This is a genomic window from Occallatibacter sp. FHG110214_02 (assembly GCF_059115385.1).
The window spans coordinates 51,044-75,933 of record NZ_JBZYWK010000025.1; the positions used below are offsets into that span (position 1 = coordinate 51,044).

Sequence of the window (24,890 nt, forward strand, 5' to 3'; positions counted from 1 at the left end):
GCGTGCAAGTGATCCGCAGGTGAGAGCGGAACTGAACGGACGAAATCTTTCTTCAAACCAGCTTCATTAGCACAAGGTGCATACGAGCATGGCTGCAGGAACACAATTAGAGATGAGTACGCCGCCTCTCAGAGATGGCGAAACCGGCAAGGCGCAATGGGCCGGGAGAGTAGGCGCGCTCGGAACGCGTGCTAAAATCCGCTGGGCAGAGATGGAGCCGCGCCAGCGTACATGGGCAATTACTGCCGCCGCACTTCTGGCAGTGGTTGCTGGATTCCTTGCCTGGTATGGGTTGCATACCGATTGGAAAGTTCTCTACACGGGCCTTGATACCGACGACGCTCGGCAGATCGAGCAGGTTCTTGCTCAGGGGCAGATTCCTTTTGACGTTGCCGCACAGGGCGGTACGATTCGTGTGCCTGCTGCCCAGCTTGATAAAGCTCGTCTTGCCACAGCGGCAAAAGGTGGCACCAAGAGTGGGCGCATGGGGTTTGAAATCTTCGATAAGCCTAATTGGGTTGGCTCGGAGTTCGACGAGCAGGTGAATTATCAACGTGCTCTTGAGGGGGAACTGGAGCATACTATTGGGACGCTTTCTGATGTGGAATCAGCACGCGTGCATCTTGTGATGACGCATGACTCTCTTTTCCGGGAACAAGAGCGTCCTGCGAAAGCATCTGTTGTGCTCAAGTTGCGTCATGCGAATCTTGCGGATGGTGAGGCCGATGCGATTCGCAATATGGTTGCGTCTGCGGTCGATGGACTAACTCCCGATCGTGTTGCTCTCGTTGATGCTGCCGGACATCTCCCTCTTGGCCCCAAGACGCCGGACGCATTGCGTCTCACTGCAGAGCAGGCACTTGAAGAGAAGCTTATTGCTACGCTTGAGCCTGTCACAGGGGTTGGGAACGTGCGCGCCTCGGTTACGCTTGACTATGATCCGACGGCGACGGAAGTTACCGCTGAGAGCTACGATCCTAATCAGACTGCTACGCTCACGATGCAGCGAACAGAGCAATCGACAGGCCCTCAGCCTGTCGCTGCTGGAATTCCAGGCACAGCATCGAACGCGCCTAACGCACAAGCACTTCCGGTTTATCCCCAGGTAAACACACCTCCACAGACTGCTAAGACAGAGAGTGGGACCTATGGTGTCTCAAAGACGATGCGTCATACACTCGAAAATCCTGGCAAGATTCGTCGTCTTACTGCAGCCATCGTTGTCAATGACCGCCTGATGCAGGCATCTACAAGCATCAAGCCTGCAGTATGGCAACCTCGCTCAGCAGATGAACTGCGTAATCTCACTGCCTTGGCGCAGGCTGCAGTGGGATTCGATAATGCTCGCGGCGATCTTGTAACAGTGGAAGATCTCTCCTTTGACACGAATCGCGAAGTGCCAGTCTCATCGCTAGATCGCGCGCTCAAGACGGCGGAGCAATCTCCGGTGCTTATCAAATATGTGGCGCTCCTGCTGGCTGTGGTACTGATTTTGGCGCTCGGAGTACGTCCCGCATTGCATCGAGCACGTTCCGCACGTCCTTCGGAAAAGAACACCACGCCGGAGTTGCCCGCATCTGCGACTCCCGAAGAGGTTGCTCTCGATACTCTTGAATCCTCTGATTCTCCACTCGAACTTGAATTTGAGAGAACGCGTGCGCAGCAGATTCTCGAGCAGGTTACTGATCAGTTGAAAAGGGAACCGGCGCAGAGTTCGCGTCTATTGCAGAGCTGGATCCACTCAGAGTAAGCGATGCCAAACAGTATGCCCAATCAGGAACAACCAGCAAGGACGGCAGAGTTGACTACGCAGCTTGAAATCGAAAATCGCGAAGAGAATCGGCGTATCACCGCACAGATCAAAGGGGTGCGCAAAGCTGCCATCCTGCTGGTTGCTGTAGGCGAAGATACTGCCAAAGAGGTTTTACGTGCACTGCCAGAGCCCGATGTGCAGCGGCTAACAGAGGAACTTGCCGATCTGCGTAATATTCAGCCAGCGCTCTCGGCACAGGTTCTTGAAGAGTTCTGGCAGTTGATCGAAACGCAAAACTACATCATGCATGGTGGCGCAGAATACGCTAGCCGGTTGCTGGTGGAAGCCTTTGGAAAAGAGCGCGCCGAAGATTTGATGCATATGGTGCGTCGCTCGCAGGAAGCATCGCAGGGGAATCTGGCCAAGCTACAGCGCACGGATCCTGTACAGCTCGGCAAGCTTCTTGATAGCGAGCATCCGCAGACCATTGCACTTGTACTTGCGCATCTTGATCCACGGCGCGCTGCGCAAGTGCTTGATAATCTCAGTCCGGAGCATAAAGTTGTAGCGGTTCGCAGGCTTGCCGAGATGCGCCAGTTTTCTCCCGAGATGGCGCAGAAGGTTGCGCACATTCTCCACAGGCGGCTTGAGAATGTTGGCGATACGGGACGCAAGGCGTATTCCGGCTTTAAGGCCGTAGCCGATCTTCTTAACCGGCTGCATGTCGAGGAATCCAAGCATATCCTGGAAGCGATTGAAGAAGGCGCACCTGAGATGGCAATTAGCATACGCAATCTCATGTTTACCTTTGAAGATCTTGTCACCGTTCCTCCGGCGACGATTCGCGAAATCGTATCCGGTGTTGATAAGCGGCAGCTTGCGCTTGCCCTGCGTGGTGCAAAGGAAGATCTGCAAGCACAGGTCTTCAAGGCCATGAGTTCACGTGCTGTTGAAATGCTGCAGGAAGATATGGAAGTGCTTGGCCCAGTACGCTCGCGTGAGGTGGCACAGGCCCAGCAGGAAATTCTTAGCCTTGCACGTAAGCTTGAGTCAGAAGGCAAGGTGATTCTCAAGCTTGAGACCGGTGACGAAATGATTGCATAACGTGTCGAAAGAGGAGTAATCGTGCAGAAAATCCGTATGTCGTTCACTGAGTCATCTTCGCTAGACCGCTCTGGAGCGGCATGGACTATCAAGAAGTTTGAGTATCCAATATTCGAGCCTAATTTGATTGAGCAGGATTCCGCAGCTTTCGGAAAAGAGGTTGTCGAGGCGTGGGAACCTGGCGTGATTCCAGATGAGGCGAAAGATATTTTTCCAGAGGGTGAAGTCGCTGCTTCTAAAGATGATCCTTTGTCATCATCTGCAGCAACGGAAGCTCTCTTAAGTGAAGTTCGTCAGCAAGGGTACGAGGCTGGCCATAAGCAGGGGTACGAAGAAGGCAGACTTGCCGCAGAGGAGGAGGCGCACACAGCATTGATGGAGCGCTCCCGCTCCGTAGATGAGATGCGCAAATCGGAGTTCGTAAAACTGGCTCAGAATTTTGATGAAGCATGCGAGCGCTACTCACACACGATGGAGCCAGAGGTTGTTCGGCTGGCTCTTGCCGTTGCCGCCCGTATTTTGCGCCGCGAGGCGCAGATGGATCCACTTCTGCTCACCGGGGCAGTTCGGGTGGCCCTCGGGCAGATTTCTGCTTCGAGCAAGGTACGGTTGAAGGTTCCATCGAATGATCTGCAGTTATGGAAGGAAGCGATTGCGCATCTGCCTAAGCTTTCTGTTCGTCCAGAGGTTTTTCCGGGTGAAAATATGCGTCTTGGCGATTGCATTATCGAAACAGAACTAGGTTCTGTCGATCTCGGTGTACGTGCACAGCTGAGCGAGATTGAACGAGGCTTCTTTGATCGCCCAAATGCCCTGACGGTGCCTTCCAGCGCTTCTGTAGAAACGGCAAACGAGGCGAGTGCATGATGGCAATGCAAACGACCCCTTCACTGTGCAGATACTTTAGCCGCCTGAATAGGGTTCAGCCATGGCGCTGGCGAGGGCAGGTACTTGAATCTATAGGTCAGACTATCGAGTCAACTGGTCCGCTTGCCTCGGTAGGGGAGTGTTGTGAGACTGTTGACCGCTTCGGTCGAGTACACCGTGCTGAGGTGATTGGCTTTCGTGGCTCTAACGTTCTCTCCATGCCAGTAGAAAGCAATGAAGGCATTCGCTTTGGCGATGAAGTATGGGCATCGGGTACGTATCCAGAGATTGAAATAGGCCCCGAGTTGATAGGCCGCGTGCTCAATGCATTGGGTGAGCCAATCGATGGACTTCGCCCCCCTGCTTCTTCCGCAACGGCATCCATTGACGGACAGGTTCGTTCTCCGTTTGACCGCGTGCCGATCAAGAGCCCGCTAGGTACAGGCATTCGCGCGATTGACTCTCTTCTTACTGTCGGACGCGGTCAGCGTGTAGGTGTTTTCGGGGGCTCCGGGGTTGGCAAGAGCACGCTGATAGGGATGATGACGCGTAACACTGAGGCAGACGTGACAGTCGTTGGCCTTGTGGGCGAGCGCGGCAGAGAGGTTGGCGAGTTTCTCGAAGACGCGCTCGGTGAAGAGGGGCGCAAGCGCTCTGTTGTTGTTGTGTCTACTTCGGACGAATCTCCGCTGTTGCGTATGAGGGCAGCACTTGTTGCCACCACCGTCGCTGAGTCTTTTGCGGCAAAAGGGAAACATGTGCTGCTTGTCCTGGACTCATTGACACGCTTTGCCATGGCTGCGCGTGAGATTGGGCTTGCAGCGGGAGAGCCGCCGACGGCGAAAGGATATACACCTTCGGTCTTCACGCGGCTTGCTAAGCTGATTGAACGCACCGGACAGTTTCGCTCTGGATCTATTACGGCCTTTTATACCGTGCTCATGGAAGGAGACGACCAGCAAGACCCTTTGGTAGATGCAGTACGTTCGTTGCTGGATGGCCATGTCGTTCTCTCTCGTGCTCTAGCTTCGGAAGGCTGGTATCCACCTATCGAAGTGCTCGATTCTATCAGCCGTCTCATGCCTGCGGTTGCATCTCCTAAACATCGTGAACAGGCAGCGCTTCTGCGCCGGCTCATAGCTATTTACGCACGCTCAGAAGATCTTATACGCATTGGGGCCTATCGCCCAGGCACAGATCCTGAACTTGATAGAGCTATCGCTGCGCGTTCTAAACTGAGAGGATTTTTCACGCAGAAGGCACATGACCAGGTACGCTTTGATGCTGCGCTTAGCCAGCTTGAAGCGATTGCCAGCGAGGTTTAGCCTGTGCCTGTCTCGAACGCACTCAAACGTCTTCTTCGTATACGCGATATAGAGCAGGAGCAGCATCGTATAGCGCTTGAATCAGCGCTTTCTGAACTGCGTATGCTCGAAGATGCACTCTCCGCAGCAACGGAACGGGAACATAACGGGCGTGGTGAGTTCACTGCAAGCGTGGGTGCAGGTGAATCTGTCGTGCGTCATACAGCTCTTGTAGAAACGAACATTGGCGAACGACATAGATTTGCGCTCGGTCCGATGCTTTCGCATGCCGAAGCAGAAACCGCACGCCGTCATCATGCGTTCTTGCTCAAGCGCATGGAGCATCGCCAGGCGGAGACGCTTATCCATGAGGTGCACGCGGAAGAAGCGGCAGAAGAGGCCCGTGAGAATCAGCAGACGCTCGACGACTGGTTTCTCGCACGCACACTGCGCAAGCAGAACGGAACATCTTCCAAGTAGTTTTTTTAAAGCCGCAAAATCGATATAGACGAATTAGAATTTCGCCAGAAATGGTTGTTATGCCTCAGGACATATATCTCGATAAATTGTGATAACCTTCTAACTGACAGCTTCTTGTCTTTGGCACGTCATCTGCATGCTTCCCAAGCATGACCGTAGCCGTAGGATTAGATGCCACCACTGCCATTGTGGGTAAGGCAGCCGAACAGGGTGTGCCAAAGGATGGCACAAGCACAACAGGAGCGCGCAGTCGCCGTGCTTCTGCATCGCCGGCTAACACGGCTGCGATTGCGGGCAACTTCCGTACTGGATTTGAAGAGGTCCTAAGCACACTCAATGGCGTATCTTCTGCGCAGGAATCGAGTCAGGCATTCGAAACGCTCACGGCTGCTGGGAACGACGCAAAGAGGGCAATTCTCGGCCGGTCTGAAATTGGCTCCATGCCTGTTATCCCATCGGCAACTGCATCTGCACATACTCTTGAGAAGGGTAAGCAGGCCTCAATTGTTTCCGCCAGCAATCCGTTGGTGAAAAGGACTAATCCTTCTGCTGGTGCTACGGCAATCAGCCCGAAGGAGGATGCGCAATCAACATCTGGGCATAGTGCCCGTATTCTTCACCATACAAGCTCGTCTACAAAGAGTTCCGCAGACGATGTTCATCCCGCCCTTTCGCATGAGGTTGTCACTACTACGATTCCACCTGCTCCAGTCATTGCGCAGGTTGTCCAGCCTGTCCCTGTAAAAAAGGCAGCGACCACTCAAGGCGCTACTGTTTTGCCCCATACGACGGGTCAAATTACGCAGGGAAGAACCGCTGTTATGGCTACGCTCTCAGCCCGTAGTGCTACAAATTCTTCTCCAAGCGTATCGGCGTCTTCAGTGTCTTCCGAGCTACATACAGGAGCCTCAGAAGGTGTATATCCAGTTCTTCATGCAGCCGACAGATCGGCCTCGCATGATTCCACTCTTGCTGTTCCTGAATCAGGTGCTACGCAAAAAGCAGACAGGCCATTGCGGTTGAATAAGGAATCGCTTACGCCAGCCGCGACTTCGGAAGAATCAACACTCGCAACATCTTCCAGTAAGGCTTCTGCCTCGGTTGAAGTGAAAGGAGCGGCAACGCCTTCTGAACATGCGGATAGCGTGTCCAGGTTACGAGATCATGGATCGATTCTGCATGGCACTGCCGCGGAAGCTGCAGCGATTCAGCAGCCCGCAACGGCAACATTGTATGCACAAAGCAGCACGGCACCTGTGCGCGATGCTGCAGGCATACAGCATATGCCGGGCAATGGAGGGATGAATACCTCCATTGCGTCGCCCGAGGCGCGTGATACTTTTGCCGCTCTTGATTCCGCTTCCGGGCAACCAGATACAACCTGGGTTCACGCCGGCGCGCGTCACGCAGAGGCTGGATATCTTGATCCTTCGCTTGGATGGGTAAGTGTGCGCGCGGATGTAAGCCCCGATGGCCTGCGTGCATCTGTTGTTCCAAGCTCTCCGGAGGCGGCGCAGGTCCTCGGCTCCCATCTCTCTGGACTGAATTCGTATCTCGCGGAACACCATGGCAGTGCTATCACAGCTTCGCTGTCCTCACCGGAATCTTCAGAGAGCAATAGTATGCCCACCGGAAGCGCGGGACAGAATCAGGGGCAGGAGCAGGCTCATAGCGGTACGCCGCAGCAACGCAACTTCACACAGCAATTTATAACCAACTCACCCGCTGAAGGGACAAGTTCCGCCCAGGCGATTGAATCCACAACTATCACGCGTACGCATAGCGGCGGTATTTCCGTCATTGCGTAGCACATTGCAGGAGGGAAAATGGCAGCAGTTACCAGTGGTATCTGGAATCACGCGGCACAAATAACAACCCCGCTTGGCGGTGCAAAGGCAATGGATGACCAATCCGGCAGTTCAAGCACGGATGGCTCTACTATTTCGGCCAATGACTTTCTTACTTTGCTTGTTACCGAAATGCAAAATCAGGATCCGACAGCGGATACCGATCCTAACGAGTACATCAACCAGCTCGTAAACGTAAATAGCCTTGAACAGCTCATCAGCATTAACCAGACGCTCAGCACGGCGATGAGCGGTACCTCGGAAGCAACTCCTTCTGCAGATTCACAGAAGACTTCTTCCGCCCATGCGCCAACCAGTGTGGCTGCCGTGCATGGAACACATTCTTCTGCAACTTCCGTAGCGTCGGGGAACCTGAGCACTCCCGAAGCGAACCCATCGGCTCTTCGCGTTGCGCGAGCCCTCGACCATCCGCGCATTACGCGTTAACTGCCTACAGGAAGCGGTATCTCAGCAGCTTCGCTTCCTTTGACATTCACACTTCACCGAATCTGAACCTCATCGCATTCAGGAGACCTACGATGCCTAGCTTCTATATTCCGCTTACTGGACTCAACGCAGACTCGACGGCGCTGAATACTATCGCCAACGATCTCGCCAACATGAACACCACCGGCTTCAAGGCCCAAACCACCAATTTCGCGGATCTCTTCTATCAGCAGATTGGCTCCACCGGTTCCGGCGATCCTATCCAGGCGGGCGCGGGCACGCAGGTTGCAAGCAACGAGACGGACTTCTCCGCGGGCACCTCCAACTCGACTGGCCTCAGCGAGAATGTTGCGCTGCAGGGCAGTGGTTTCTTTGTCGTCAGCAATGGCGGACAGCAGTACCTTACGCGCAACGGCGACTTTGGCACGGATAACAGCGGTAATCTCATCACGGCGGATGGCCTCAGCGTTATGGGTTACCCGGCAGTCAACGGAGTTGTGAACTCCAATGCGCCGCTCGTGGCTATCAACATTCCTGAGAACCAGACGCAGGCGCCTTCCGCTACTACGAGTTTTGGCATGAACGCTACGCTTAACGCGAATGCGAACATTGGCGATAGTGCTTCCGGCACTGTTCCCGTTTATGATTCGCTCGGGAACCAGTACCAGGCGACTGTCACCTATACGAAAACCGGCACCAACCAATGGTCCTATAGCATTTCGCTGCCGGATACGCTTAGCGCTGATACCAGCGTTGCTAACACCACTACCTTCAACTTTGGAGCTGGCGCCACGGTTGATCCGAGCACGAATCTCACCATTACCGCGCCGAACAATGCCACTCCGCCTGTAACCACCACCATTACCGCGCCGGCGATAGGCGCTAACGAATCCATTGCGGACTATACGACGGCTATACAAAACGCGCTCACTGCTGCGGGCATTACTACCGGCGTTACGGTTACCAATACCGGCAATCAAATCTCCATCAGCGGAGCCAATGTCTCCACTTCTGGCAACATTGTGCAGGACCCAGCTGGAACCAATACTACCGGCACGCTGCAGTTCGACTCCAATGGAAACCTAGTCACGCCCTCTACCAACGTGAGCGGTATCACCTTCGGGCCTCTTTCCGATGGCGCGTCGAATATGAACTTTACATGGGATCTCTTCGGTACGAATCACACCAGCACGATTTCGCAGGTTGATGTCACTTCTACCGACGGTTCTACGCCAGCTACGGTTTCCGTAGCGAACACTTCGCAGAATGGCTACCCCTCTGGCCAGTACACGGGCTTCACTATCAGTTCGAGCGGTGTTGTTACGGCAAGCTTCTCGAACGGACAAAAGCTGAATGTTGGCCAGCTTGCTCTCGGCACGGTAGCTAACCTGCAGGGGCTGCAAGCCAACGGAAATGGGGAATACTCCACTACGCTTGCCAGCGGCAACGCTACTATTGGCGTTTCCGGTTCGGCTGGGCTTGGAACCATGCAGGATGGCGCGCTGGAAGCTTCCAACGTGAATATCTCGCAGGAGTTCAGCGACCTCATCATTGCGCAGCGCGCGTTTGAGGCCAACTCGAAGGCTGTTACTACCTTCGATACGGTTACCCAGGAAACCATCCAGATGATTCACTAAGCTTGTAGCTTCTCGCGCTAACCGGCGCGTGAATAAGTGAGCGCCTCACTCCGTTTGCGGAGTGGGGCGCTTGCGTATGTACACTTTTTGCATGCGCCGATTTGTGCTCTTGCTTGCTGCTATCGCGGTTTCGGGTGGTTCGTGTGTTCTTTTGGCTGGGTGTCATGCGCGGGGAAACCTTACGCCTCAGCAGGCGGAAGGGCAGGCTCTCTATAACGGGCGCTGTGCTCATTGCCATGAAGAAAATGATCTTGCGCTGAAGCCGCCACCGCCGAAGATTGGCAGCATTTTTCATCATGACAAGCTTCCGAGTGGTGCGCCTGCTACGGATGCGCAGGTTGTTCGTACGGTTCTTGGGGGGAAAGGGAAGATGCCGAGCTTTGCGGGGAGATTTACGGATGAGCAGATGAGCGATCTGCTTTCCTATCTCCATACGGGAATATGATGCGTCCGTGTGTATGCGCACAGTGGGGTGCTTTCCCCGTTCGTTTATTTTGTTTAAATTGCGGACGATTGCACAGGGACTGTGCAGAATCTTTATTTGTGAACTGTGGAACTGTGGGGAAGGCAGGTTACAGGTTTCAGGTGTCAGGTTATAGATGGTTGTGCCTGCCTTTGAGTGCATTGGGGGCTCCTTTCTTTTGAGTTAGCGGAAAAACAGAACAGCCCGGTTCCTTAGGAACCGGGCTGTTTTTTCTGCTTATTGTTAGTTTGGCACATTTGAGGTTAATTGAGCGCAAACTGGTTGGAGTTTTTTGCTCAATGGAATCAACGTGTTAGAAAATATTTTCGTTTGCAGGGCTTGACAAGGTTTTTTCACAGGGAGGACAGGCTGTAGGGTACAGGGTTTTAGATAAAAGGCTAAGAACTATATAAAGACGGGAAGACGATAAAGGGCAAAACTATAAGAGGCAACCGCAGATCCTTCGCTCCGCCTACCCCACTTCGTGGGGCCCCAGTGCGCTTCGCTCAGGATGACAGCAGCATATTGGCAGCATGGTTGTTGCAGGCACAAACAGAACTGCCCGATTCTTCCGAATCGGGCAGTTTGAGTTTTTGGTGCTTAGTTTTCTGCCGGTAGGTAGCGCGACATGATGCGCAGGGTTAATTCGATGATTTCGCGGAAGGAAGGGGTCTCGGAGTTATTCATTGGGGTCATCCTTGGGAATGGTTAGACGCTTGCGTTGCGGGGGCTGGGCGTCTGAGCTTGCCTGGTCGCCGGGAGCTGCGGCTGTGCCGTTCTCCATGGCAGTGAGTTCGCTGCGGCGGTATTTGGGGGCGCTTACGTAGCCGTGAATGTGATTCTTTGAGATGTCGTTAATCACGATTTCCATGGGCTGCGAGCCGTCCTGGTCATAGAACATTGCCGGCTGATAGAGGTTCACGTGCTTCTGCTGCATTGTGCGGTCGTCCACGATGAGCTGGAGGTCCGCATAGCTCTTTTTCACGTTGGCCTTGCGCAGGCTGATGCTCATGGGGCCAGTGCGTGCGTAGTTCTTGGTCTTGTCGAGGTCGAACTCGTAGTAGTTGCGGGCGCCACGACGCTGCAGAACAATTAACTGGTCGTGGTTCTTGGCGATACCGCCGGAAAGCTCCGTCTTGGCGCTGGCGAGATCCGTCTGCGTGGACTGGATTGCCTGGTTCTGCGCGTCGAGCTGTTCCTTCAACTTGTCGTAGCGGGCATCATGACGAGCCAAGCGACGCTCGCCGCCAACCGAACCCGAACCGCCGCCGTGGGCGACGCTGCCGCCTCCGCCGGATACAACGGCAGGCGAGGGCTTGGTGGCGAGCTGGTCAACCTTTTCTGACAGGGTGCTCAACTGGGAGTTGGTTGCGTCCAGTTGCTTGTGAGTGGCGTCGAGTTGGGCGGTTACCTGCTGGTTTTGCCATGCAAGGGTCTGCGCGCTGTTGTGTTCATGGACGGCATATCCGATGCCTCCGACAGCTACGACCACCGCGCCGAGAAAGGGGGCCAGCCGCTTCCAATCGGATTTATCCGCATTCTCTGAATTATTAGGGGGTGCTGCAAAGTGCGAACTATCTAACATAGGGGTACCTCCGGCATACATCTCCGAACATTGTTCATGCAAGAGGGATGCCAAACCGGAAAATTTGTAAAACGTTTTATTATGAGTGAATTACGAAAAATGAGAGCAGGGAAGTACTGGGTAGAAATTACTCACCCTGGAAAATCTTTCCTTCTTTAAGCGCTCAATTTTCATGCGCTGGCGACTGAAAGCAGATCATGAAGCCGTCGGGATCTTTGAGATAGAGCTGCTTCATGCTGTACCACGCAATCTTGGGCGGCTTGATCTGGAGCCCCCTTGCAGTTAGCTCGTCGTAAGCGGCATCTACGTCTGGGCAGCCGAGGTAGAGACAGGTGTCCTGGTGACCGCTCCAGCGTGCGGCGTCAGGTTTTTCCGGCACATCGTCCGGGTCGTAGGCGGTGTTGAACATTACCGTCGCCCCGCCCAGTTGCAGCATTGCCCAGTTCACGTCGTCTTCGTCTTCACTCAGAACCTTAGAGCGGCCTGTGACAGTAAAGCCGAGTTTGTCCCGATAGAAGCGGATGGCTGTGGGCATGTGAAAGACCTGAACCAGAGGTGCTACGCCTGTAACTTCGATAGCCATAGTAGGGGATTCTCCCATTTCGCAGGAATCTGCAGCCAAGATATACTTGAATTTGTGATGTCGCAGGAAAAGACTTTCTATATCGAGACCTTTGGCTGTCAGATGAACAATCATGACTCCGAGAAGGTTATCGGCACGCTGCAGCGTGAGGGCTACCGTCAGGTTGAGACCGAAGAAGAGGCCGGCCTGATTCTCTATAACACCTGTTCGATCCGCGACAAGGCGGAGCAGAAGGTCTTTAACCGTCTCAACGACTATAAGAAGCTCTATAAATCGGGTAAGCGGTTTGGCGTGCTGGGCTGCGTGGCTCAGCAAGAGGGCGAGAAGATTTTTGAGCGCGCTCCGTATGTCTCGCTTGTGTCGGGTTCGGCGTCGTACCGGAAATTGCCGGAGATGCTGCACAGGCTGGAGGCTGGGGAACACCGCATCACCGGACTGGACGACCGCCAGACGGATGAGACCTTTGAGACGGAGTTTACGGCGCGGCAGAATCCTTACCGTGGGTATATCACCATTATTGAGGGCTGCGACAAGTTTTGCGCCTACTGCGTGGTGCCGTATACGCGTGGTAAGGAGCGGAGCCGGACTTCGGGTTCTGTGCTGGAAGAGGCGCGGCGAATTGCCGACCTTGGTTATACCGAGATTCAACTGCTTGGACAGAACGTGAACAGCTATGTGGACCCGGAAGGGAAGATGAGCTTTGCCGAGCTGCTGGCGGCGGTGGGGCAGGTCGGGGGGATTCGGCGGGTGCGGTTTACGACCAGCCATCCGCGGCAGTTTACGAAGGATATTGTGGAGGCGATTGACGCCTATCCGACGCTGTGCGACCATGTGCACCTGCCGGTGCAGTCCGGGTCAAGCCGCGTGCTGAAGGCGATGAATCGCGAGTACACGCGGGACTGGTACCTGGAACGGATTTCCTGGATGAAGTCGGCAAAGCGGAAGATTTCGCTCTCGACGGATATTATTGTTGGGTTTCCGGGAGAGACGGCGGACGAGTTTATTGAGACGATGGACCTGCTGGCCGAGGTTCAGTATGACTGCGTTTTTGGGTTTAAGTACTCGGCGCGGCCAAATACTCCAGCACTGGTGATGATTGATTCGATTCCGGAGACGGAGAAGGCGCATCGGCTTCAAGTGTTGCTTGAGCGTCAGCGCGAGATTCAAAGGGTGAATTATGCCAATCACTTGGGGGAAATTCTTGAAGTGATGGTGGAGGGGCAGAATCCGGCACGTGGGCAGGTTTCTGGCCGCAGCAGCCAGAATAAATCGGTTAACTTTACGACTGGCTCGCCGATTGCGCCTGCGCCGGGGAGCTACTTAAATGTTCGGATTACGGCAACGCATCCCAACAGCCTTGTGGGTGAGGCCGTTTAAGGCGGCAAAAGCAGGAGGGAACTGATGGACCTCGAAGTGAAAATCCGTGGCCTGATGATGGACCCCACGACCAATATGCCGATTGTCGTCCTTAAGGACGTTGCTTCAGATTCGGTTATGCCTATCTGGGTGGGAATCTTTGAGTTCAATGCCATCTTTAATGAGATTGATAAATCTGCGGCGCCGCGACCAATGACGCATGATCTCTCTCGAAACCTGATCCAGAACTTAAATGCTGAGCTGGAACGAGTTGTTATTACAGAGATTAAGGATTCCACCTTTTATGCCGCGCTCTGGCTCAGCCAGAATGGAGAACGGATCATGGTGGATGCGCGTCCGTCTGATGCGATTGCTCTGGCGCTGCGGTTTGATTGTCCAATTTATGTAAAAGAAGAAGTAATGCATGCTGCGCGTTTGAATCCGGCAGGGCCGGCAGACGGGCAGACTCCTGAGCAGCTTAGGGGCTGGCTGGAGGGGCTGAATGATGAGGATCTTGGGCGCTACAAGATGTAGCCGTCTGCCGCTACATCCTGGGGGAAAGGCCCAACTTTCCTCTCTTTCCCCCATCTTCCTAAGCTTCAAAATATTCGTATTTTTCCCGCCTCTTAGCAATGCGTGATGATTCCGTTGACGACGGCGAAGTTCGCTGTCGGAGGTCCTGAGCACGTGGCCCCAGCCTTGCCTTGTACGCTGTAACTGTTCGCATCTACGGTAGACGATACCTTGACTTTGCCATTGAATATTGCTGCATAGTTAGTTACGCCGATGGTGGGCGCACTCGCAACGACTCCCGCCGCCACTGTGATGATTCCTGCACCGTAATTATTCGACGGCCCTTGTGCCCATACCGAAGCAATCAGAGGCGCTGTCTTCCCAGACGGGATGTTAACCGTTCCTTTTGCGCTCAATCCAAAAAGGCCTGAGTTGTTGGAGTTAAAGCCGATGTTTGGGTCAATGAAAACTCCGCTTACATTGCCCGTCGTGCTACTGGTAAGAGAGAAAGCCTTTGACGGAGAGGAGCCCAAATTCAGTTGCCCAGTCTTGTCAAGAAAGATCACTGATAGATGTGAAGCCCCATCCGTGTCGTAGCTTCGCCATCCAGTAAGCATAGACGGAGCCGGTTTGCCTGAATTAGCACTGGACTCCGTGAAAATTGAGTATTCGGCTGCACCTGGGTCCGCATAAAATGCGGTAGCCCACCCGCCATGCCCGCCACCCGGAGGTATGACCCTAAACCCGTTGGGGCGAACGGCGGGGGTCACAAATAATTCTCCGTGAAGGAGGACACCGGAAGCAACAGAGGAAGCGTTATTGATGTTCACATCGAATTCTGCAGCCTGCATTCCAGCGGCTGGTGCAGATTTAGTATCCGACACGAGAAAGTTCGCTCCAAATAGATGTGTACGCGCAATCTTGCCCACCGCCTGGCCATAGACGCCTACGCATTCAGTCACCCCGCCACAATCGATCATTCCCGTCACGCCATTAACTTGGAACTGAGTCGCGGTAGAAGGCACCTTGATAGCTCCGACTAAGGCGTTCGTGAATGTGTTTCCCACAAACAGGGAACTGAACTCGGAATTGATGTCCATGTTATTCATATTCCACGTCCCAAAATTTACGGACTTGCCGTTGCGAAGAGCATCCGTTCCGCTGTTGGAATGAGTAGTCGGAGGTTCAGTATGATCCGGTGCCTGTGCGCCAGCTCCAATCGTAACTAGGGAAAGAAGTGTAATTGAAATCAAACGCATGAAGATGCTCCTATGTTAAGCAGGCACCTGACCGTGCAGGCCGGGGCCGCTGAGAATGAATTGAACGTTGGGGTTGGCCGGCAGCTACAGGCTGAGGTGCAGGAGCTGCGGGAGCTGCATATACGCAAAGAGCGCCTGAATGTTTTCAGCCGTTTTGATGTCGTCGGGGATATCCAAGCCCTTGGCTGCAATGCCCACGATAACGTCATGGCCAATGACCTCAAACTGTTGCACGAGACCAACGAGCGCCTGCTTGGTTGCGGGGAAGTCCTTGAACGAGTCAACGGCATACTCTTTAATGAACTTGGCGTGCGTCAAGGGCCAGCTAATAACCGCTAACCGCCCCGATTTGCTTCAGTATATCCAGAAATCGTACATTCCAGTAAATCCTGAACATCAAGCCGCTCATAAGTCGTTGATTCTGTTATGAGGCTTGGCCGGGATCTGTACGAAAAACTAAAAAGATTGACTTAAACCATTGATTCTACGTGAGAACCTGGAGATCTGGTTTCATCGGATCGGACGGTCGATCGCAGTCTAAGACATAGTCACCGAACCGATTGATGTGCCAAGTCCGGTATGGCGATAAGAAGGCAAGCCATTGGCGGCTGTCTCGTCCATCAATAAAATCGAGTTTTGGGGTAGACATGAGCGGCTTTTCGGGTAATGGCCGCCAGGGGAAGAGAGAAAGCTGAAAGCGTTCGAGAATGAGCAATTTGAGCCTCTTTCATCCGAGAGACTCTGCTTTTCGTTTGTACTTTACAGAATATACATTATCGGACATATCGGTTAGGTGGAGGGCTTAGTGGTCAGTTCCAAAGGAGATTTCCTTGGAGCTTGTTTGTGGTCAACTCTCCCTCTTCGCCTGGCGGCCGTTCCCCGAAGAACGGTCAATGCCAAACCTAAAACTGGAATCTGTAGATGGAAGAGATAAACGTCAGTGGCTTGTCTCCGCCATGGCGTGGTGCAGTTATCGCGCCGGCCATGAATGGCGGCGCTGGAATCAGAAGAAAGACCAGACTGTCAAGGATTACTCCGATGCAGTCCGCCTTCTCAATAAAGCCCTTCACCACTACGAACCCACAGCGGAAGAACAAAAGGCTGAGCGCCTGATCCGCATGCACCGCGGTCAACTGGAGGCCAAGCCAGACGCGGACCTGATGAAGCTTAAGCGGTTCGTTCTGGCCTCCATGGTCCACCAGCGCCGTCCAGAGTGCGACTTGAAATGGCTGAACAAGTACACGAGGACCAAGCTCGTGCGCATGCTCATGACTCATGATCAGCCAAAGCCGAGGCCAGCCGGCTGGGGCGGAATTTCTGAAATTGCATCCACTCGGCCATACTGCTTGGCAAGCTCGATAATCGCCTGCGTAAGTGCATCTTCGTCGTCGCGCCGCCGCAACTGGTAACGCTGCGTGCCACGCGGCTGGCTCAACAGCCGGCACGCGTGCGCTGGCTCAGGCCGCGCTTTCCGCATGCCTGAGCCACGGCAGAACAACGCCGTGCGGGGATCAGAAGTTTCCCGAAGCCACGTCCTTCAGAACGAGGTTCTCCAAGTTCAGGTTTGCCACGATACGCTTCAGCTTCGCGTTCTCCTGCTCAAGTTCCTTCAACCGGCGCGCCTGGTCCGTCTGCAACCCGCCGTATTCCTTCCGCCAACGGTAGTACGTCTGGTCCGTAATTCCAGCTTCCCGGCACGCCAATGGCGTCGTCCGGCCGCTCGAAACTGCCTCTTCTCTCTGCCGCAGCAGGCTCACGATCTGCTCTGGGCTGTGCTTCTTTGCCTTACCCACTCAAGGGCGCCCCTCATACCAGTTTTACTCGTAGATCGCTGGTAACTAAATTCGCCGGGCAGGCCAACCAGGCATGCCACATTGGCTAATGAGCAGGGGCCGAGGCATCCGCCTTTGGTGAGATGGACCTGATTGCGGATTTTGCGCTTGATCCATTCTTCCTTATAGATATCGACGGGGACTTCCGCATAGCCGCGTTCCGTGCGGCCGCAGCAACCGGTGAAGCAATAGGAGAGATGTCCTCGATGCTGCATGATATTCAGAGTGCGGCCATCTGCACGAATGACGCGCTGACGATGCGATGTCATATCTCCTCCGCGGGGGTTCTCTGGCGGATAACCCAAACCAGGTAGGGGCCTCCAATTAAGGCGAGCACAGCGCCTGCTGGTAGCTCTGCAGGAGGCATGACGATTCTTCCGATGGAGTCGCAGAGCGCGAGTAGCGTTCCGCCAAGGAGGAATGCACATGGCATTAGCAAGCGATGGTCCGAGCTGATGCGCGAGCGCACAAGATGCGGAACAATTAACCCGACAAAGCCGATGGGGCCGGTGAGAGCAATTGCCCCTGCTACGAGGATGGAACCAAGAATATAGCCTTGGACAAGAAGAGGACCTACATGCACGCCGCGTGAAGAGGCCCATCGCTCTCCGACGGCGAGCAGATTCCAACTGCGCGCCTGTGTGAGTATTACCGCTGAGACGGCCAGTACAACCACTGCCACCACCGCCAAAGAAATGTAACTGGTGGCATCGATGCTGCCTATCAGCCATCGCACAATGGAGAACGAGCGTGACAATCCTACAAAACTGCTGAGAATAATAATGAATGCAGCACAGATGCTGTTGATAGCGATTCCGGTGAGAAGCAGGCTAAAGGCGGATATCTGGCGCTGCCGGAAGGCTCCGCCAATGACAAAGGCGAGAACAGCGAAGGCACCGGCCAACGCTCCGATCCAGGTCATAGGGATTCCTAAGAAGGTCTCCCATCCGATGGCGATAACTGCAACTGCACCGAGAGATGCACCGGATGAGATGCCCAACGTGTAGGGATCAGCGAGTGCGTCCCGGAGCACTGCCTGAAAGAGCGAGCCGGCCAGTGACAACGCGCCCCCGGCAATTAAAGCAAGCAGCGTGCGCGACACGCGAAGTTGCAGCAGGATCTCGTAATCGGGGGCTTGATGCTGAACAACTCGCGCAAGGCTTATGGGGCCGGCTCCGACCCACGGCAGGAGTAGAGCAGCGGCAAGAAAGATAAGCACGGAGAGCGTTACGCAGTGCTGTGTTATGAACAAAAGCCGTTGACGTGCGCTCATCGATACCACACCCACGGCGCGCCAGATGGAGTTGTTCCCATGTCCAGTCGCGTTGAGAACAGGCTCAGCCACTCTTTATTGCTGTGCGCGTACTCTGTTGACATGTCGAAGGCGATCACGCCGTTTGCAAGTACCACGAGGCGCGTGCAGTAGGTGAGCGCGAGATTTAGATCATGCGTCGCGGCGATACAGAGTTTTCCAGTATGCGCTTCATCACGCAGCACGCTGAAGCAATGCAGTTGCTGCTCAATATCGAGAAAGGTTGATGGCTCATCCAGGAGCAGCGTGGCTGCATCCTGCGCGAGACATGCAGCGAGAAGAATGCGTTGACGCTCGCCTCCGCTCAGAGAACGAAAGGGACGATGACGCTGCGGCCAGCATGAGGTGCGTTCCATTGCAGTGCGGATACGTCGATGATCCTCTTCGGATTCAAACCAGCGGTCTGTGTGCGGATATCTTCCCATGCCAACTAACTGTTCGGCGGTAAAAGGAAGGTCCGCATGAATGGCCTGGGGGAGATGACTGACATTTTGCGCAATTTCACGCCGGCTCCATTGCTGCCGGCTGCGCCCACTGATTGTGACAGTACCTGTCTCCGGCCTGCGAAAGCCTGAGATGATGTCGAGCAATGTGCTTTTTCCAGAGCCGTTGATTCCAAGCAGTGCAAGGAACTCTCCTTTATCGGCACGAAAACCGACGGAATCAAGCACGGAGCGGTTTCCATAGGAAAAGCTAACGCTCTCGACTTCAAGCAAGGAACTCAATCGGAGCCTCCTATGCCATGAATGAAGTCATAGAGGCGCTTCGCGGCTAGAGGGGTGCGTGGGCCGGGTACAACAAGCAAGTTTGTTGTACCTGCGTAAACGTGCCCACTGCGCACTGCCACAAGGTCGTGGTATTGATTCCACAGGGCGATGGTGGAACTGCGTGAGACCTGGCGTGCCGCTTCCGTCTCCTGCGTTCCGCTTAGATCGATGATGACATCAGGATTTTCGCGCAGGATGGTTTCGAGAGCGATGCGCGGATAAGGCGGAAGGCCGGGTTTGGCCAGAACATTTTTGCCACCAGCTACTTCGATGATCTGGTTGACATAGTTATTGGCCCCGACAACGGTGAGGTTGTTGAGTGTTCCCTGCTGACGATCTACGATGACAACTACACGTGGGGATAGCTGTGCTTTCGCCCTGGCTTGAATCGCGTTCAGAGAGCTTTTCATTTGCGCGATCAGGCTGGCGGCGCGATCGGGCACTCCTGTGGCTTTCCCAATGAGCTGTGTGGTTGTGAATATATCTTCAAGCGTGAGATGCGGCACTTCGATATAGCCAATATGCAAGCCGATTAAGCGATCCGTCACCTGATTTGCTCCGCTCTCCAGTATCACGAGATCCGGCGTGAGGCGCGCGATGGCTTCTACATCAGGATGGATGTAGCTTCCGATCTTGGGGAGCTTTTGCACTTCGGGAGGGTAATTGCAGAAGCGGGAGACTCCTACAACATGATCTCCAATACCCAGCGCGAAAAGAGTCTCCGTAATGCTTGGCGTAGTCGATACGATGCGCTGCGGCTTTGTCTGCGCAGGGCCTGCCAAAGCACAGAGCAGTAGCAGCGCAGTGAAAAACAAAAAGCGTAAACGAACATGTGCGGAAATGAGGCTTGAAAGCCGACGCATCGTTTCTGTCCTTCGTAAAAATATGTAGTCAGGGATGAAGTTGCTGTGCAGTGAAAACCCTGTCTACAAGCCATCCAAAAATAAAACCGAGAGAACTCCATATCAATGCCTGCATTTCAAGAGCGGCAACACGGAACTTCCACATCAGGGTTGCGGGGAATCCTGCGGGAACCTCATCAAAATTGGGCAGGAAATGGAAAACCACTGCCATGGCAATCACGAAAACGAAAACGGCCAAAAGCAAAGAGCTCCATGCGCCCAAACGGCTGTGGAGACGAAGTTGAAGCTGCGCAGCAAGAACCGCAGCGGCAACCGAGAAAGCAAGCAGTAGAAAGAAAGAGGCCGTGCGTATGCCGATGGTTTCAGGATTCCCAACCGAAGGTGGATTGGCTGGATATTTGAGCACAGGAACCAATGCAATTGAAGCGAATCCCATACTTGCCAGAACCGCAGAGAGCATTCTTGGATTGGCAATCGGGATGCGACCATAAGCAAAAGCAAAGACCAGGCCGAAGATGCCGCCAATTGCAGTTCCGTATACAAGCGTACCGGTGAGGAGACCGAAGCTCCGTTGCACTTCCCTGCTGACGATCTCAGGCTCGGGAGCTTCGCCCCTGGCCTGATCCAGATTGGTCTCAAATGTAATGGCGCGCTCCACCTGTGGTTCGCCGATCCATCGGGCCAGTGCAAATACAAGCAGGCCTGCGACGATGCCGGCAAGCATCCCGCGCACAAGCAGGATACGAGTCATCTTTGCCTCTTAGTGACAGGGAAAGCCGAGAAGATGGCGGCCATCGTGCACGAATTCATGAATAGCGTGGCCCTGCAGGAGCGAGGTTGCTCCTTGCTCGGCGCCGACGAAATAGAGCGCGAGCAGCATCAGGAGGCCACCAAAGAGTGCCCATGGAAGAATTTCATGCACTGGAATGGCGGGAATGGAAACAGGTTGCGGAGCAAATGTGCCGGCTACAGGCTGAGCCATTTCAAGAACCTCCTGGGATCGTGCGTCCCACAGCAGAGTTCGTTTGAGGAATGAAAGGAGGTCTGGCTTCTGACTGTATTCTGTCAGTTACAGTGGCGCGACCGCGCCGGGTTCTCACCGGCTTCTCCACTTCATTTCAAAAGACTAATTTAACCCTATGTCTCCGTATCATGCGTGTCAAGAGCTAGAGTCACAAACGTCGCAAAGGAAATCATCCGTGTACCCAAACTAATCCTGATCGCTCATGCAGCCACGCAAGCACAAAGGCGAGCAGCCTTTCCGCTCGATGAGCCCATTGCTGAAGAAGAGATTGCCAGGATTACCAAAACCAATTGGGTGCTACCTCGCGCAGAATATATCTACTTCGCGCCAGAATAGCGCACACAGCAAACAGCACACTACTTGAGATTGCAGGCTGTTGTCGCTCCCGCACTGCGCGATTGCTACTATGGGAGATGGCAGGGCCGAAGCATGGAAGATGTGCAGACAACAGAGCCGGATGGAATCCTGGCATGGTTGACGGACGCGAGTGCCTCTCCTCATGGCGGCGAGTCCATTGAAGAACTAGTAGCCAGGGCTGGAAGCTGGATGAAAGAACAAGGTGATTTGGGTCACACCTCTACGGTTGCAATTACTCATCCAGCAGTAATTCGTGCCGCTATTGTTCACGCTCTGCATATCCCCGCACAGACATTCTGGCACTTCGACATTGCGCCGCTATCTCTTACAGATATTAGGTTTAGCCGCGGACAGTGGACCGTGCGATGTACCGGCTGCTCTTTGCACACAGCAGAGTAGGCAAGCGGGAGCGACGCAAGCAACGGACCTGTTCGTCTTGAATCACCACATACAGGTACTACAGCAATTTTTGGCTTGGTAGTGCTGTGCTATGGTGAGTTTCAGATATTCCGGGTGCCCGCGAGGGCGTAATAGGGAAGCCGGTATAAGTCCGGCACGGTCCCGCCACTGTAATCAGGACATGGAGCTTCCAAGTCGCCACTCGGATGAAACCGGGGAAGGCAGCAGCTCTGCAAGCTGCATAGCTGCAGCTTGACCTGAGAGTCAGGAGACCTATCCAGGATGAATTTACGATTTTTCTCCGCGTGGAAACGGAGGCAATCGCTCGCAAATCTTTGAGCCTCGCCTACCCTTTTCTCGCCTGCGAGGTGTTTGTGTTTTATCCAGTGCTTAATGCTCTTCATGTTGCTAGCCGAAAGAGCGTTGCTTCTCTTCTCTTCCTTACATTTTTTCTACTGGGTGCGCTTCCTGTTTTTGCCGCAAGCGGTGGAAGCATCTCCGGCGGAGTCGCAGACCCCAGCGGCGCTGTGATTGTCGGAGCAACGCTCAAGCTGGTAAGCACCACGCAGCAGACAGTGTGGCAGGCAGTCACGGACAAGGAGGGGCGTTACTCCTTTCCAGATCTTCCAGTAGGACATTACGACCTGACTATCACTGCCAATGGATTTGCACCTCAGAAGGAGATCGACGTTGCCGTTGATACGGATTCAGCCATCCGGCTGGATTTTGTTCTTGCTGTTGGAGAGCAAGCGGATACGGTGACAGTAACAAGCGATGCCGCCGTGCAGATTGAAACTACCGCGACACATCTCGGCGAGGTTGTTTCCGGTGCGCAGATGACTGCGGTCCCCTTGAATGGGAGAAGCTATACGGATCTGCTCGCGATTCAGCCGGGCGTTGCACCTATTTCGACGCTCTTGCCCAGTTCCGTCATTATGGCGGGAGTTACTGGAAGCCTCGATCCTTCAGGAGATCTTAACCCCGGCAACCTTGCAATAACGGGCAACGTGAGTCCTCCAATGGATTTCTCGTCAACGGAATCGATGTGCAGGAGCACATGAATGGTGGTACCTCCATCATTCCTAACCTTGATTCCATCGAGCAGTTCCGCGTTCTGACCAACAACTTCGATCCGGAATACGGCAACTACAACGGCGGGATGGTCACTGTTGTTAGCAAATCAGGCGCAAGCCAATTTCATGGAGAAGCGTTTGAATTTCTGCGCAACACTGATCTCGATGCGCGTGGATATTTTGATCCCACACGCTCTGTTTTCCGGCAAAACCAATTTGGTGGAACGGCAGGAGGCCCAGTAAGAAAAGACAAGATATTTTTCTTTGCCGATTACCAAGGCACGCACACCACGCAAGGCATCTCTACCGGAAACATAACGGTGCCTACTACTGCTCAGCGTGGCGGCAATTTCCTTGACCCCTCTTCAAGTCAGAGCCAACTTACTGGCAGAGTCAGCGGGTCATACCTTGCGTCGCTGCTTACGCAAGAACTTGGCTATGCAGTTTCCGCAGGAGAAGCCTATTCACAAGTCTTTTCCAATGGTGTAATTCCACAGAGTGCATGGTCTGCGCCAGCAAAGAATTTGCTCCAATACATTCCGAAGCCCAATACCGGCACCAGCCAGTTTTCTACTTCTGCCTATGACCAGACCGTGCGCGACGACAAAGGCGCGGCACGTATTGACGCCAACACGCGTCTCGGCCAATTGTTCGGCTATTACTTTATTGACGACTACGATCTCGACAATCCCTATCCGGGCTCGGTGGCTGGTGCGAGCATTCCGGGCTTCCATGCTCTCACCATTGGACGAGCACAGTTATTTTCCATGGGGGACACCAAGGTCTTCAGCGCGAATACCGTCAATGAATTTCACTTCGGCTATCTGCGCAATGCGAATATCGTTGGCCAGCCGAAAGGCGGGCTTGGTGTGAGCATGACGTCGCAAGGGTTTACCACGGGAAACAGCGGCGGAGCGGGAATCTATGTGCAGGCACCTCAGTATGAAGGCATCGAGAACATCACCTTCCCTACCTTCGTCATGGGCGTCCCCATTACCAATATGACGCAAGTGAATAACACAATCTATCTCGGCGACGGTCTTTCCCGGGTGATTCAGGCACACACGCTCAAATTTGGTGTGCAATTCCATGCCGACCAGATCAACACTCACCCGAATGCCACCTTCAACGGAACTTTCAATATCGACGGCACGGAAACTGGCTCCGCCTTCGCGGATTTTCTGATTGGCACCCCAAGCAACTTTACGCAGTCATCCGGCCAGCCGTTCTATCTTCGCAACCGCTATCTTGGCATGTATGTGCAGAACAGTTGGCGCGCACGCGGTGATTTGAGTATTAACGCAGGTCTGCGCTGGGACATCATCATGCCCTTTTGGGAAAAGTACAACCAGTTGCAAACCTATATCCCCGGTGCACAATCCACGCTATATCCGGGCGCGATTCCGGGCATGGTCGTGGCTGGCGATCCCGGCATTCCCAAAACAATTGCACCCACGAGCTATCACAACTTTGCTCCTCGCCTTGGCCTGGCTTGGACTCCGAGACCAGAGAGTGGCTTCTGGAAAGTAATTCTGGGTTCCGGTGGCCAGAGCAGTATTCGCGTAAGTTACGGCCTTTTCTATACGGAGTTTCCTGGCCTCGCGACGGGCATCATGTATGCAGTTCCGCCGTTCGGCTACAACTACCTGAGCCCTGCTCCGCCCTTGTTTGCGACACCGTTTATTACGGCTGCAACTGGAGTCAACAATGGCCAGCGATTCCCGTTCGACTTTCCGCCACACAACGTATCGAAGTCGAATCCCGATGCTTCTATCAACTGGGCGAACTTTACGCCGCTCTCTGCTGACCCGTTCTTCGATCACAACAACCGCGTGCCTTATATCAGCAATTACATGCTCTCCATTCAGCGGCAGATTATGCGCGGAGCCGTGCTGACCGTTAGCTATGTAGGCAACCAGGGGCATCATATCCTTGCGGTGGTTTCGGCGAATCCGGGCAATGCTGCGCTTTGCGTCAGTCTCTCAGGCTGCGGGCCATTCGGTGAGGATTCGAGGCTTGGCAATGATTCGTACGAAAAATTACAGAAAGCAGGTTAAGATATTGA

The 24,890-nt window shown here is 54.1% G+C and carries 24 protein-coding genes, 2 pseudogenes and 2 riboswitches; of the genes and pseudogenes, 14 read left to right on the plus strand and 12 right to left on the minus strand.

Going from position 1 to position 24,890, the window contains the following annotated elements; translation table 11 throughout:
* The first annotated feature begins 112 nt into the window (after positions 1–112).
* From fliF to AC5S3R_RS17860, 9 genes are all read left to right on the plus strand, one after another.
* Positions 113–1,750 carry a flagellar basal-body MS-ring/collar protein FliF gene (gene fliF, locus AC5S3R_RS17820; protein WP_494268512.1) on the plus strand — a complete coding sequence of 546 codons (1,638 nt, stop codon included), beginning with the start codon at positions 113–115 and terminating at the stop codon, positions 1,748–1,750.
* Between the two features lie 3 nt (positions 1,751–1,753).
* Positions 1,754–2,857, plus strand: a complete 1,104-nt coding sequence (gene fliG, locus AC5S3R_RS17825; RefSeq protein ID WP_494268513.1) for a flagellar motor switch protein FliG — start codon at positions 1,754–1,756, stop codon at positions 2,855–2,857.
* 21 nt (positions 2,858–2,878) lie between these two features.
* Positions 2,879–3,724: a FliH/SctL family protein gene (locus AC5S3R_RS17830; RefSeq protein WP_494268515.1), complete on the plus strand. Its 846-nt coding sequence runs from the start codon at positions 2,879–2,881 to the stop codon at positions 3,722–3,724.
* Positions 3,725–3,729: 5 nt separating this feature from the next.
* Positions 3,730–5,049 (plus strand): FliI/YscN family ATPase, encoded by a 1,320-nt coding sequence (locus tag AC5S3R_RS17835; RefSeq protein ID WP_494268516.1) that lies wholly within the window; start codon positions 3,730–3,732, stop codon positions 5,047–5,049.
* A gap of 3 nt (positions 5,050–5,052) precedes the next feature.
* Complete coding sequence (locus AC5S3R_RS17840; RefSeq protein WP_494268517.1) at positions 5,053–5,508, plus strand: hypothetical protein; 456 nt, start codon at positions 5,053–5,055, stop codon at positions 5,506–5,508.
* 149 nt (positions 5,509–5,657) lie between these two features.
* Positions 5,658–7,316 carry a hypothetical protein gene (locus AC5S3R_RS17845; RefSeq protein WP_494268519.1) on the plus strand — a complete coding sequence of 553 codons (1,659 nt, stop codon included), beginning with the start codon at positions 5,658–5,660 and terminating at the stop codon, positions 7,314–7,316.
* 18 nt (positions 7,317–7,334) lie between these two features.
* Positions 7,335–7,802, plus strand: a complete 468-nt coding sequence (locus AC5S3R_RS17850) for a flagellar hook capping FlgD N-terminal domain-containing protein (RefSeq protein WP_494268520.1) — start codon at positions 7,335–7,337, stop codon at positions 7,800–7,802.
* 92 nt (positions 7,803–7,894) lie between these two features.
* The gene (locus AC5S3R_RS17855) at positions 7,895–9,439 is read left to right on the plus strand and encodes a flagellar hook protein FlgE (protein WP_494268521.1); all 1,545 of its coding nucleotides are present in this window, start codon (positions 7,895–7,897) and stop codon (positions 9,437–9,439) included.
* A gap of 76 nt (positions 9,440–9,515) precedes the next feature.
* Entirely contained in the window at positions 9,516–9,884 is a 369-nt protein-coding gene (locus AC5S3R_RS17860; RefSeq protein ID WP_494268522.1) for a c-type cytochrome, read from the plus strand.
* 697 nt (positions 9,885–10,581) lie between these two features.
* On the opposite strand, the gene AC5S3R_RS17865 is transcribed toward AC5S3R_RS17860, so the two are convergent.
* Both AC5S3R_RS17865 and AC5S3R_RS17870 read right to left on the minus strand, forming a co-directional pair.
* Complete coding sequence (locus tag AC5S3R_RS17865; RefSeq protein WP_494268523.1) at positions 10,582–11,487, minus strand: hypothetical protein; 906 nt, start codon at positions 11,485–11,487, stop codon at positions 10,582–10,584.
* Positions 11,488–11,650: 163 nt separating this feature from the next.
* Positions 11,651–12,070: a VOC family protein gene (locus tag AC5S3R_RS17870; protein WP_494268524.1), complete on the minus strand. Its 420-nt coding sequence runs from the start codon at positions 12,068–12,070 to the stop codon at positions 11,651–11,653.
* Between the two features lie 57 nt (positions 12,071–12,127).
* Between AC5S3R_RS17870 and miaB the strand changes: the two genes are divergently transcribed.
* Both miaB and AC5S3R_RS17880 read left to right on the plus strand, forming a co-directional pair.
* A complete protein-coding gene (miaB, locus tag AC5S3R_RS17875; protein ID WP_494268525.1) occupies positions 12,128–13,447 on the plus strand; it encodes a tRNA (N6-isopentenyl adenosine(37)-C2)-methylthiotransferase MiaB in 1,320 nt (439 codons plus the stop codon).
* Positions 13,448–13,471: 24 nt separating this feature from the next.
* Positions 13,472–13,960, plus strand: a complete 489-nt coding sequence (locus tag AC5S3R_RS17880) for a bifunctional nuclease family protein (RefSeq protein WP_494268526.1) — start codon at positions 13,472–13,474, stop codon at positions 13,958–13,960.
* A gap of 92 nt (positions 13,961–14,052) precedes the next feature.
* Here AC5S3R_RS17880 and AC5S3R_RS17885 read toward each other — a convergent pair whose 3' ends face one another.
* From AC5S3R_RS17885 to AC5S3R_RS17930, 10 genes and pseudogenes are all read right to left on the minus strand, one after another.
* Positions 14,053–15,198 (minus strand): hypothetical protein, encoded by a 1,146-nt coding sequence (locus tag AC5S3R_RS17885; RefSeq protein ID WP_494268527.1) that lies wholly within the window; start codon positions 15,196–15,198, stop codon positions 14,053–14,055.
* Between the two features lie 84 nt (positions 15,199–15,282).
* Positions 15,283–15,516, minus strand: a complete 234-nt coding sequence (locus AC5S3R_RS17890) for a hypothetical protein (RefSeq protein WP_494268528.1) — start codon at positions 15,514–15,516, stop codon at positions 15,283–15,285.
* 584 nt (positions 15,517–16,100) lie between these two features.
* A complete protein-coding gene (locus tag AC5S3R_RS17895; protein WP_494268529.1) occupies positions 16,101–16,475 on the minus strand; it encodes a hypothetical protein in 375 nt (124 codons plus the stop codon).
* 56 nt (positions 16,476–16,531) lie between these two features.
* Positions 16,532–16,991, minus strand: a pseudogene (locus AC5S3R_RS17900) (transposase); the annotation flags it as partial.
* A complete protein-coding gene (locus AC5S3R_RS17905) occupies positions 16,952–17,299 on the minus strand; it encodes a hypothetical protein (protein WP_494268530.1) in 348 nt (115 codons plus the stop codon). The pseudogene AC5S3R_RS17900 and the gene AC5S3R_RS17905, both read right to left, overlap by 40 nt.
* Positions 17,296–18,375: a FecCD family ABC transporter permease gene (locus tag AC5S3R_RS17910; protein WP_494268531.1), complete on the minus strand. Its 1,080-nt coding sequence runs from the start codon at positions 18,373–18,375 to the stop codon at positions 17,296–17,298. The genes AC5S3R_RS17905 and AC5S3R_RS17910 overlap by 4 nt, the downstream gene beginning before the upstream one ends.
* Positions 18,300–19,058 carry an ABC transporter ATP-binding protein gene (locus AC5S3R_RS17915; protein ID WP_494268533.1) on the minus strand — a complete coding sequence of 253 codons (759 nt, stop codon included), beginning with the start codon at positions 19,056–19,058 and terminating at the stop codon, positions 18,300–18,302. The genes AC5S3R_RS17910 and AC5S3R_RS17915 overlap by 76 nt, the downstream gene beginning before the upstream one ends.
* 5 nt (positions 19,059–19,063) lie before the next feature.
* Entirely contained in the window at positions 19,064–19,972 is a 909-nt protein-coding gene (locus tag AC5S3R_RS17920) for an ABC transporter substrate-binding protein (protein WP_494268534.1), read from the minus strand.
* A 28-nt stretch (positions 19,973–20,000) separates the two neighbouring features.
* A complete protein-coding gene (locus AC5S3R_RS17925; protein ID WP_494268535.1) occupies positions 20,001–20,723 on the minus strand; it encodes a CbtA family protein in 723 nt (240 codons plus the stop codon).
* Between the two features lie 9 nt (positions 20,724–20,732).
* Positions 20,733–20,954: a CbtB domain-containing protein gene (locus AC5S3R_RS17930; protein WP_494268536.1), complete on the minus strand. Its 222-nt coding sequence runs from the start codon at positions 20,952–20,954 to the stop codon at positions 20,733–20,735.
* Between the two features lie 2 nt (positions 20,955–20,956).
* Positions 20,957–21,105: riboswitch (adenosylcobalamin (AdoCbl) riboswitch) on the minus strand.
* Between the two features lie 239 nt (positions 21,106–21,344).
* Between AC5S3R_RS17930 and AC5S3R_RS17935 the strand changes: the two are divergent.
* The 3 genes and pseudogenes from AC5S3R_RS17935 to AC5S3R_RS17945 all read left to right on the plus strand — a co-directional run.
* Positions 21,345–21,752, plus strand: a pseudogene (locus tag AC5S3R_RS17935) (histidine phosphatase family protein); the annotation flags it as partial.
* A 95-nt stretch (positions 21,753–21,847) separates the two neighbouring features.
* Positions 21,848–22,047: riboswitch (cobalamin riboswitch) on the plus strand.
* A gap of 40 nt (positions 22,048–22,087) precedes the next feature.
* Complete coding sequence (locus AC5S3R_RS17940) at positions 22,088–22,813, plus strand: carboxypeptidase-like regulatory domain-containing protein (protein ID WP_494268537.1); 726 nt, start codon at positions 22,088–22,090, stop codon at positions 22,811–22,813.
* Positions 22,810–24,882 carry an outer membrane beta-barrel protein gene (locus tag AC5S3R_RS17945; RefSeq protein WP_494268538.1) on the plus strand — a complete coding sequence of 691 codons (2,073 nt, stop codon included), beginning with the start codon at positions 22,810–22,812 and terminating at the stop codon, positions 24,880–24,882. The genes AC5S3R_RS17940 and AC5S3R_RS17945 overlap by 4 nt, the downstream gene beginning before the upstream one ends.
* Positions 24,883–24,890 lie beyond the last annotated feature (8 nt).

What these genes read in the sequence shown, in the direction of transcription:
- fliF (WP_494268512.1), top strand. Translation starts at nt 113, where the DNA reads ATGAGTACGCCGCCTCTCAGAGATGGCGAAACCGGCAAGGCGCAATGG.
- fliG (WP_494268513.1), top strand. Translation starts at nt 1,754, where the DNA reads ATGCCAAACAGTATGCCCAATCAGGAACAACCAGCAAGGACGGCAGAG.
- AC5S3R_RS17835 (WP_494268516.1), top strand. Translation starts at nt 3,730, where the DNA reads ATGCAAACGACCCCTTCACTGTGCAGATACTTTAGCCGCCTGAATAGG.
- AC5S3R_RS17845 (WP_494268519.1), top strand. Translation starts at nt 5,658, where the DNA reads ATGACCGTAGCCGTAGGATTAGATGCCACCACTGCCATTGTGGGTAAG.
- AC5S3R_RS17850 (WP_494268520.1), top strand. Translation starts at nt 7,335, where the DNA reads ATGGCAGCAGTTACCAGTGGTATCTGGAATCACGCGGCACAAATAACA.
- AC5S3R_RS17855 (WP_494268521.1), top strand. Translation starts at nt 7,895, where the DNA reads ATGCCTAGCTTCTATATTCCGCTTACTGGACTCAACGCAGACTCGACG.
- AC5S3R_RS17860 (WP_494268522.1), top strand. Translation starts at nt 9,516, where the DNA reads ATGTACACTTTTTGCATGCGCCGATTTGTGCTCTTGCTTGCTGCTATC.
- AC5S3R_RS17865 (WP_494268523.1), bottom strand. Translation starts at nt 11,487, where the DNA reads ATGTTAGATAGTTCGCACTTTGCAGCACCCCCTAATAATTCAGAGAAT.
- AC5S3R_RS17870 (WP_494268524.1), bottom strand. Translation starts at nt 12,070, where the DNA reads ATGGCTATCGAAGTTACAGGCGTAGCACCTCTGGTTCAGGTCTTTCAC.
- miaB (WP_494268525.1), top strand. Translation starts at nt 12,128, where the DNA reads ATGTCGCAGGAAAAGACTTTCTATATCGAGACCTTTGGCTGTCAGATG.
- AC5S3R_RS17880 (WP_494268526.1), top strand. Translation starts at nt 13,472, where the DNA reads ATGGACCTCGAAGTGAAAATCCGTGGCCTGATGATGGACCCCACGACC.
- AC5S3R_RS17885 (WP_494268527.1), bottom strand. Translation starts at nt 15,198, where the DNA reads ATGCGTTTGATTTCAATTACACTTCTTTCCCTAGTTACGATTGGAGCT.
- AC5S3R_RS17895 (WP_494268529.1), bottom strand. Translation starts at nt 16,475, where the DNA reads ATGAGTCATGAGCATGCGCACGAGCTTGGTCCTCGTGTACTTGTTCAG.
- AC5S3R_RS17905 (WP_494268530.1), bottom strand. Translation starts at nt 17,299, where the DNA reads ATGACATCGCATCGTCAGCGCGTCATTCGTGCAGATGGCCGCACTCTG.
- AC5S3R_RS17920 (WP_494268534.1), bottom strand. Translation starts at nt 19,972, where the DNA reads ATGCGTCGGCTTTCAAGCCTCATTTCCGCACATGTTCGTTTACGCTTT.
- AC5S3R_RS17925 (WP_494268535.1), bottom strand. Translation starts at nt 20,723, where the DNA reads ATGACTCGTATCCTGCTTGTGCGCGGGATGCTTGCCGGCATCGTCGCA.
- AC5S3R_RS17930 (WP_494268536.1), bottom strand. Translation starts at nt 20,954, where the DNA reads ATGGCTCAGCCTGTAGCCGGCACATTTGCTCCGCAACCTGTTTCCATT.
- AC5S3R_RS17945 (WP_494268538.1), top strand. Translation starts at nt 22,810, where the DNA reads ATGAATGGTGGTACCTCCATCATTCCTAACCTTGATTCCATCGAGCAG.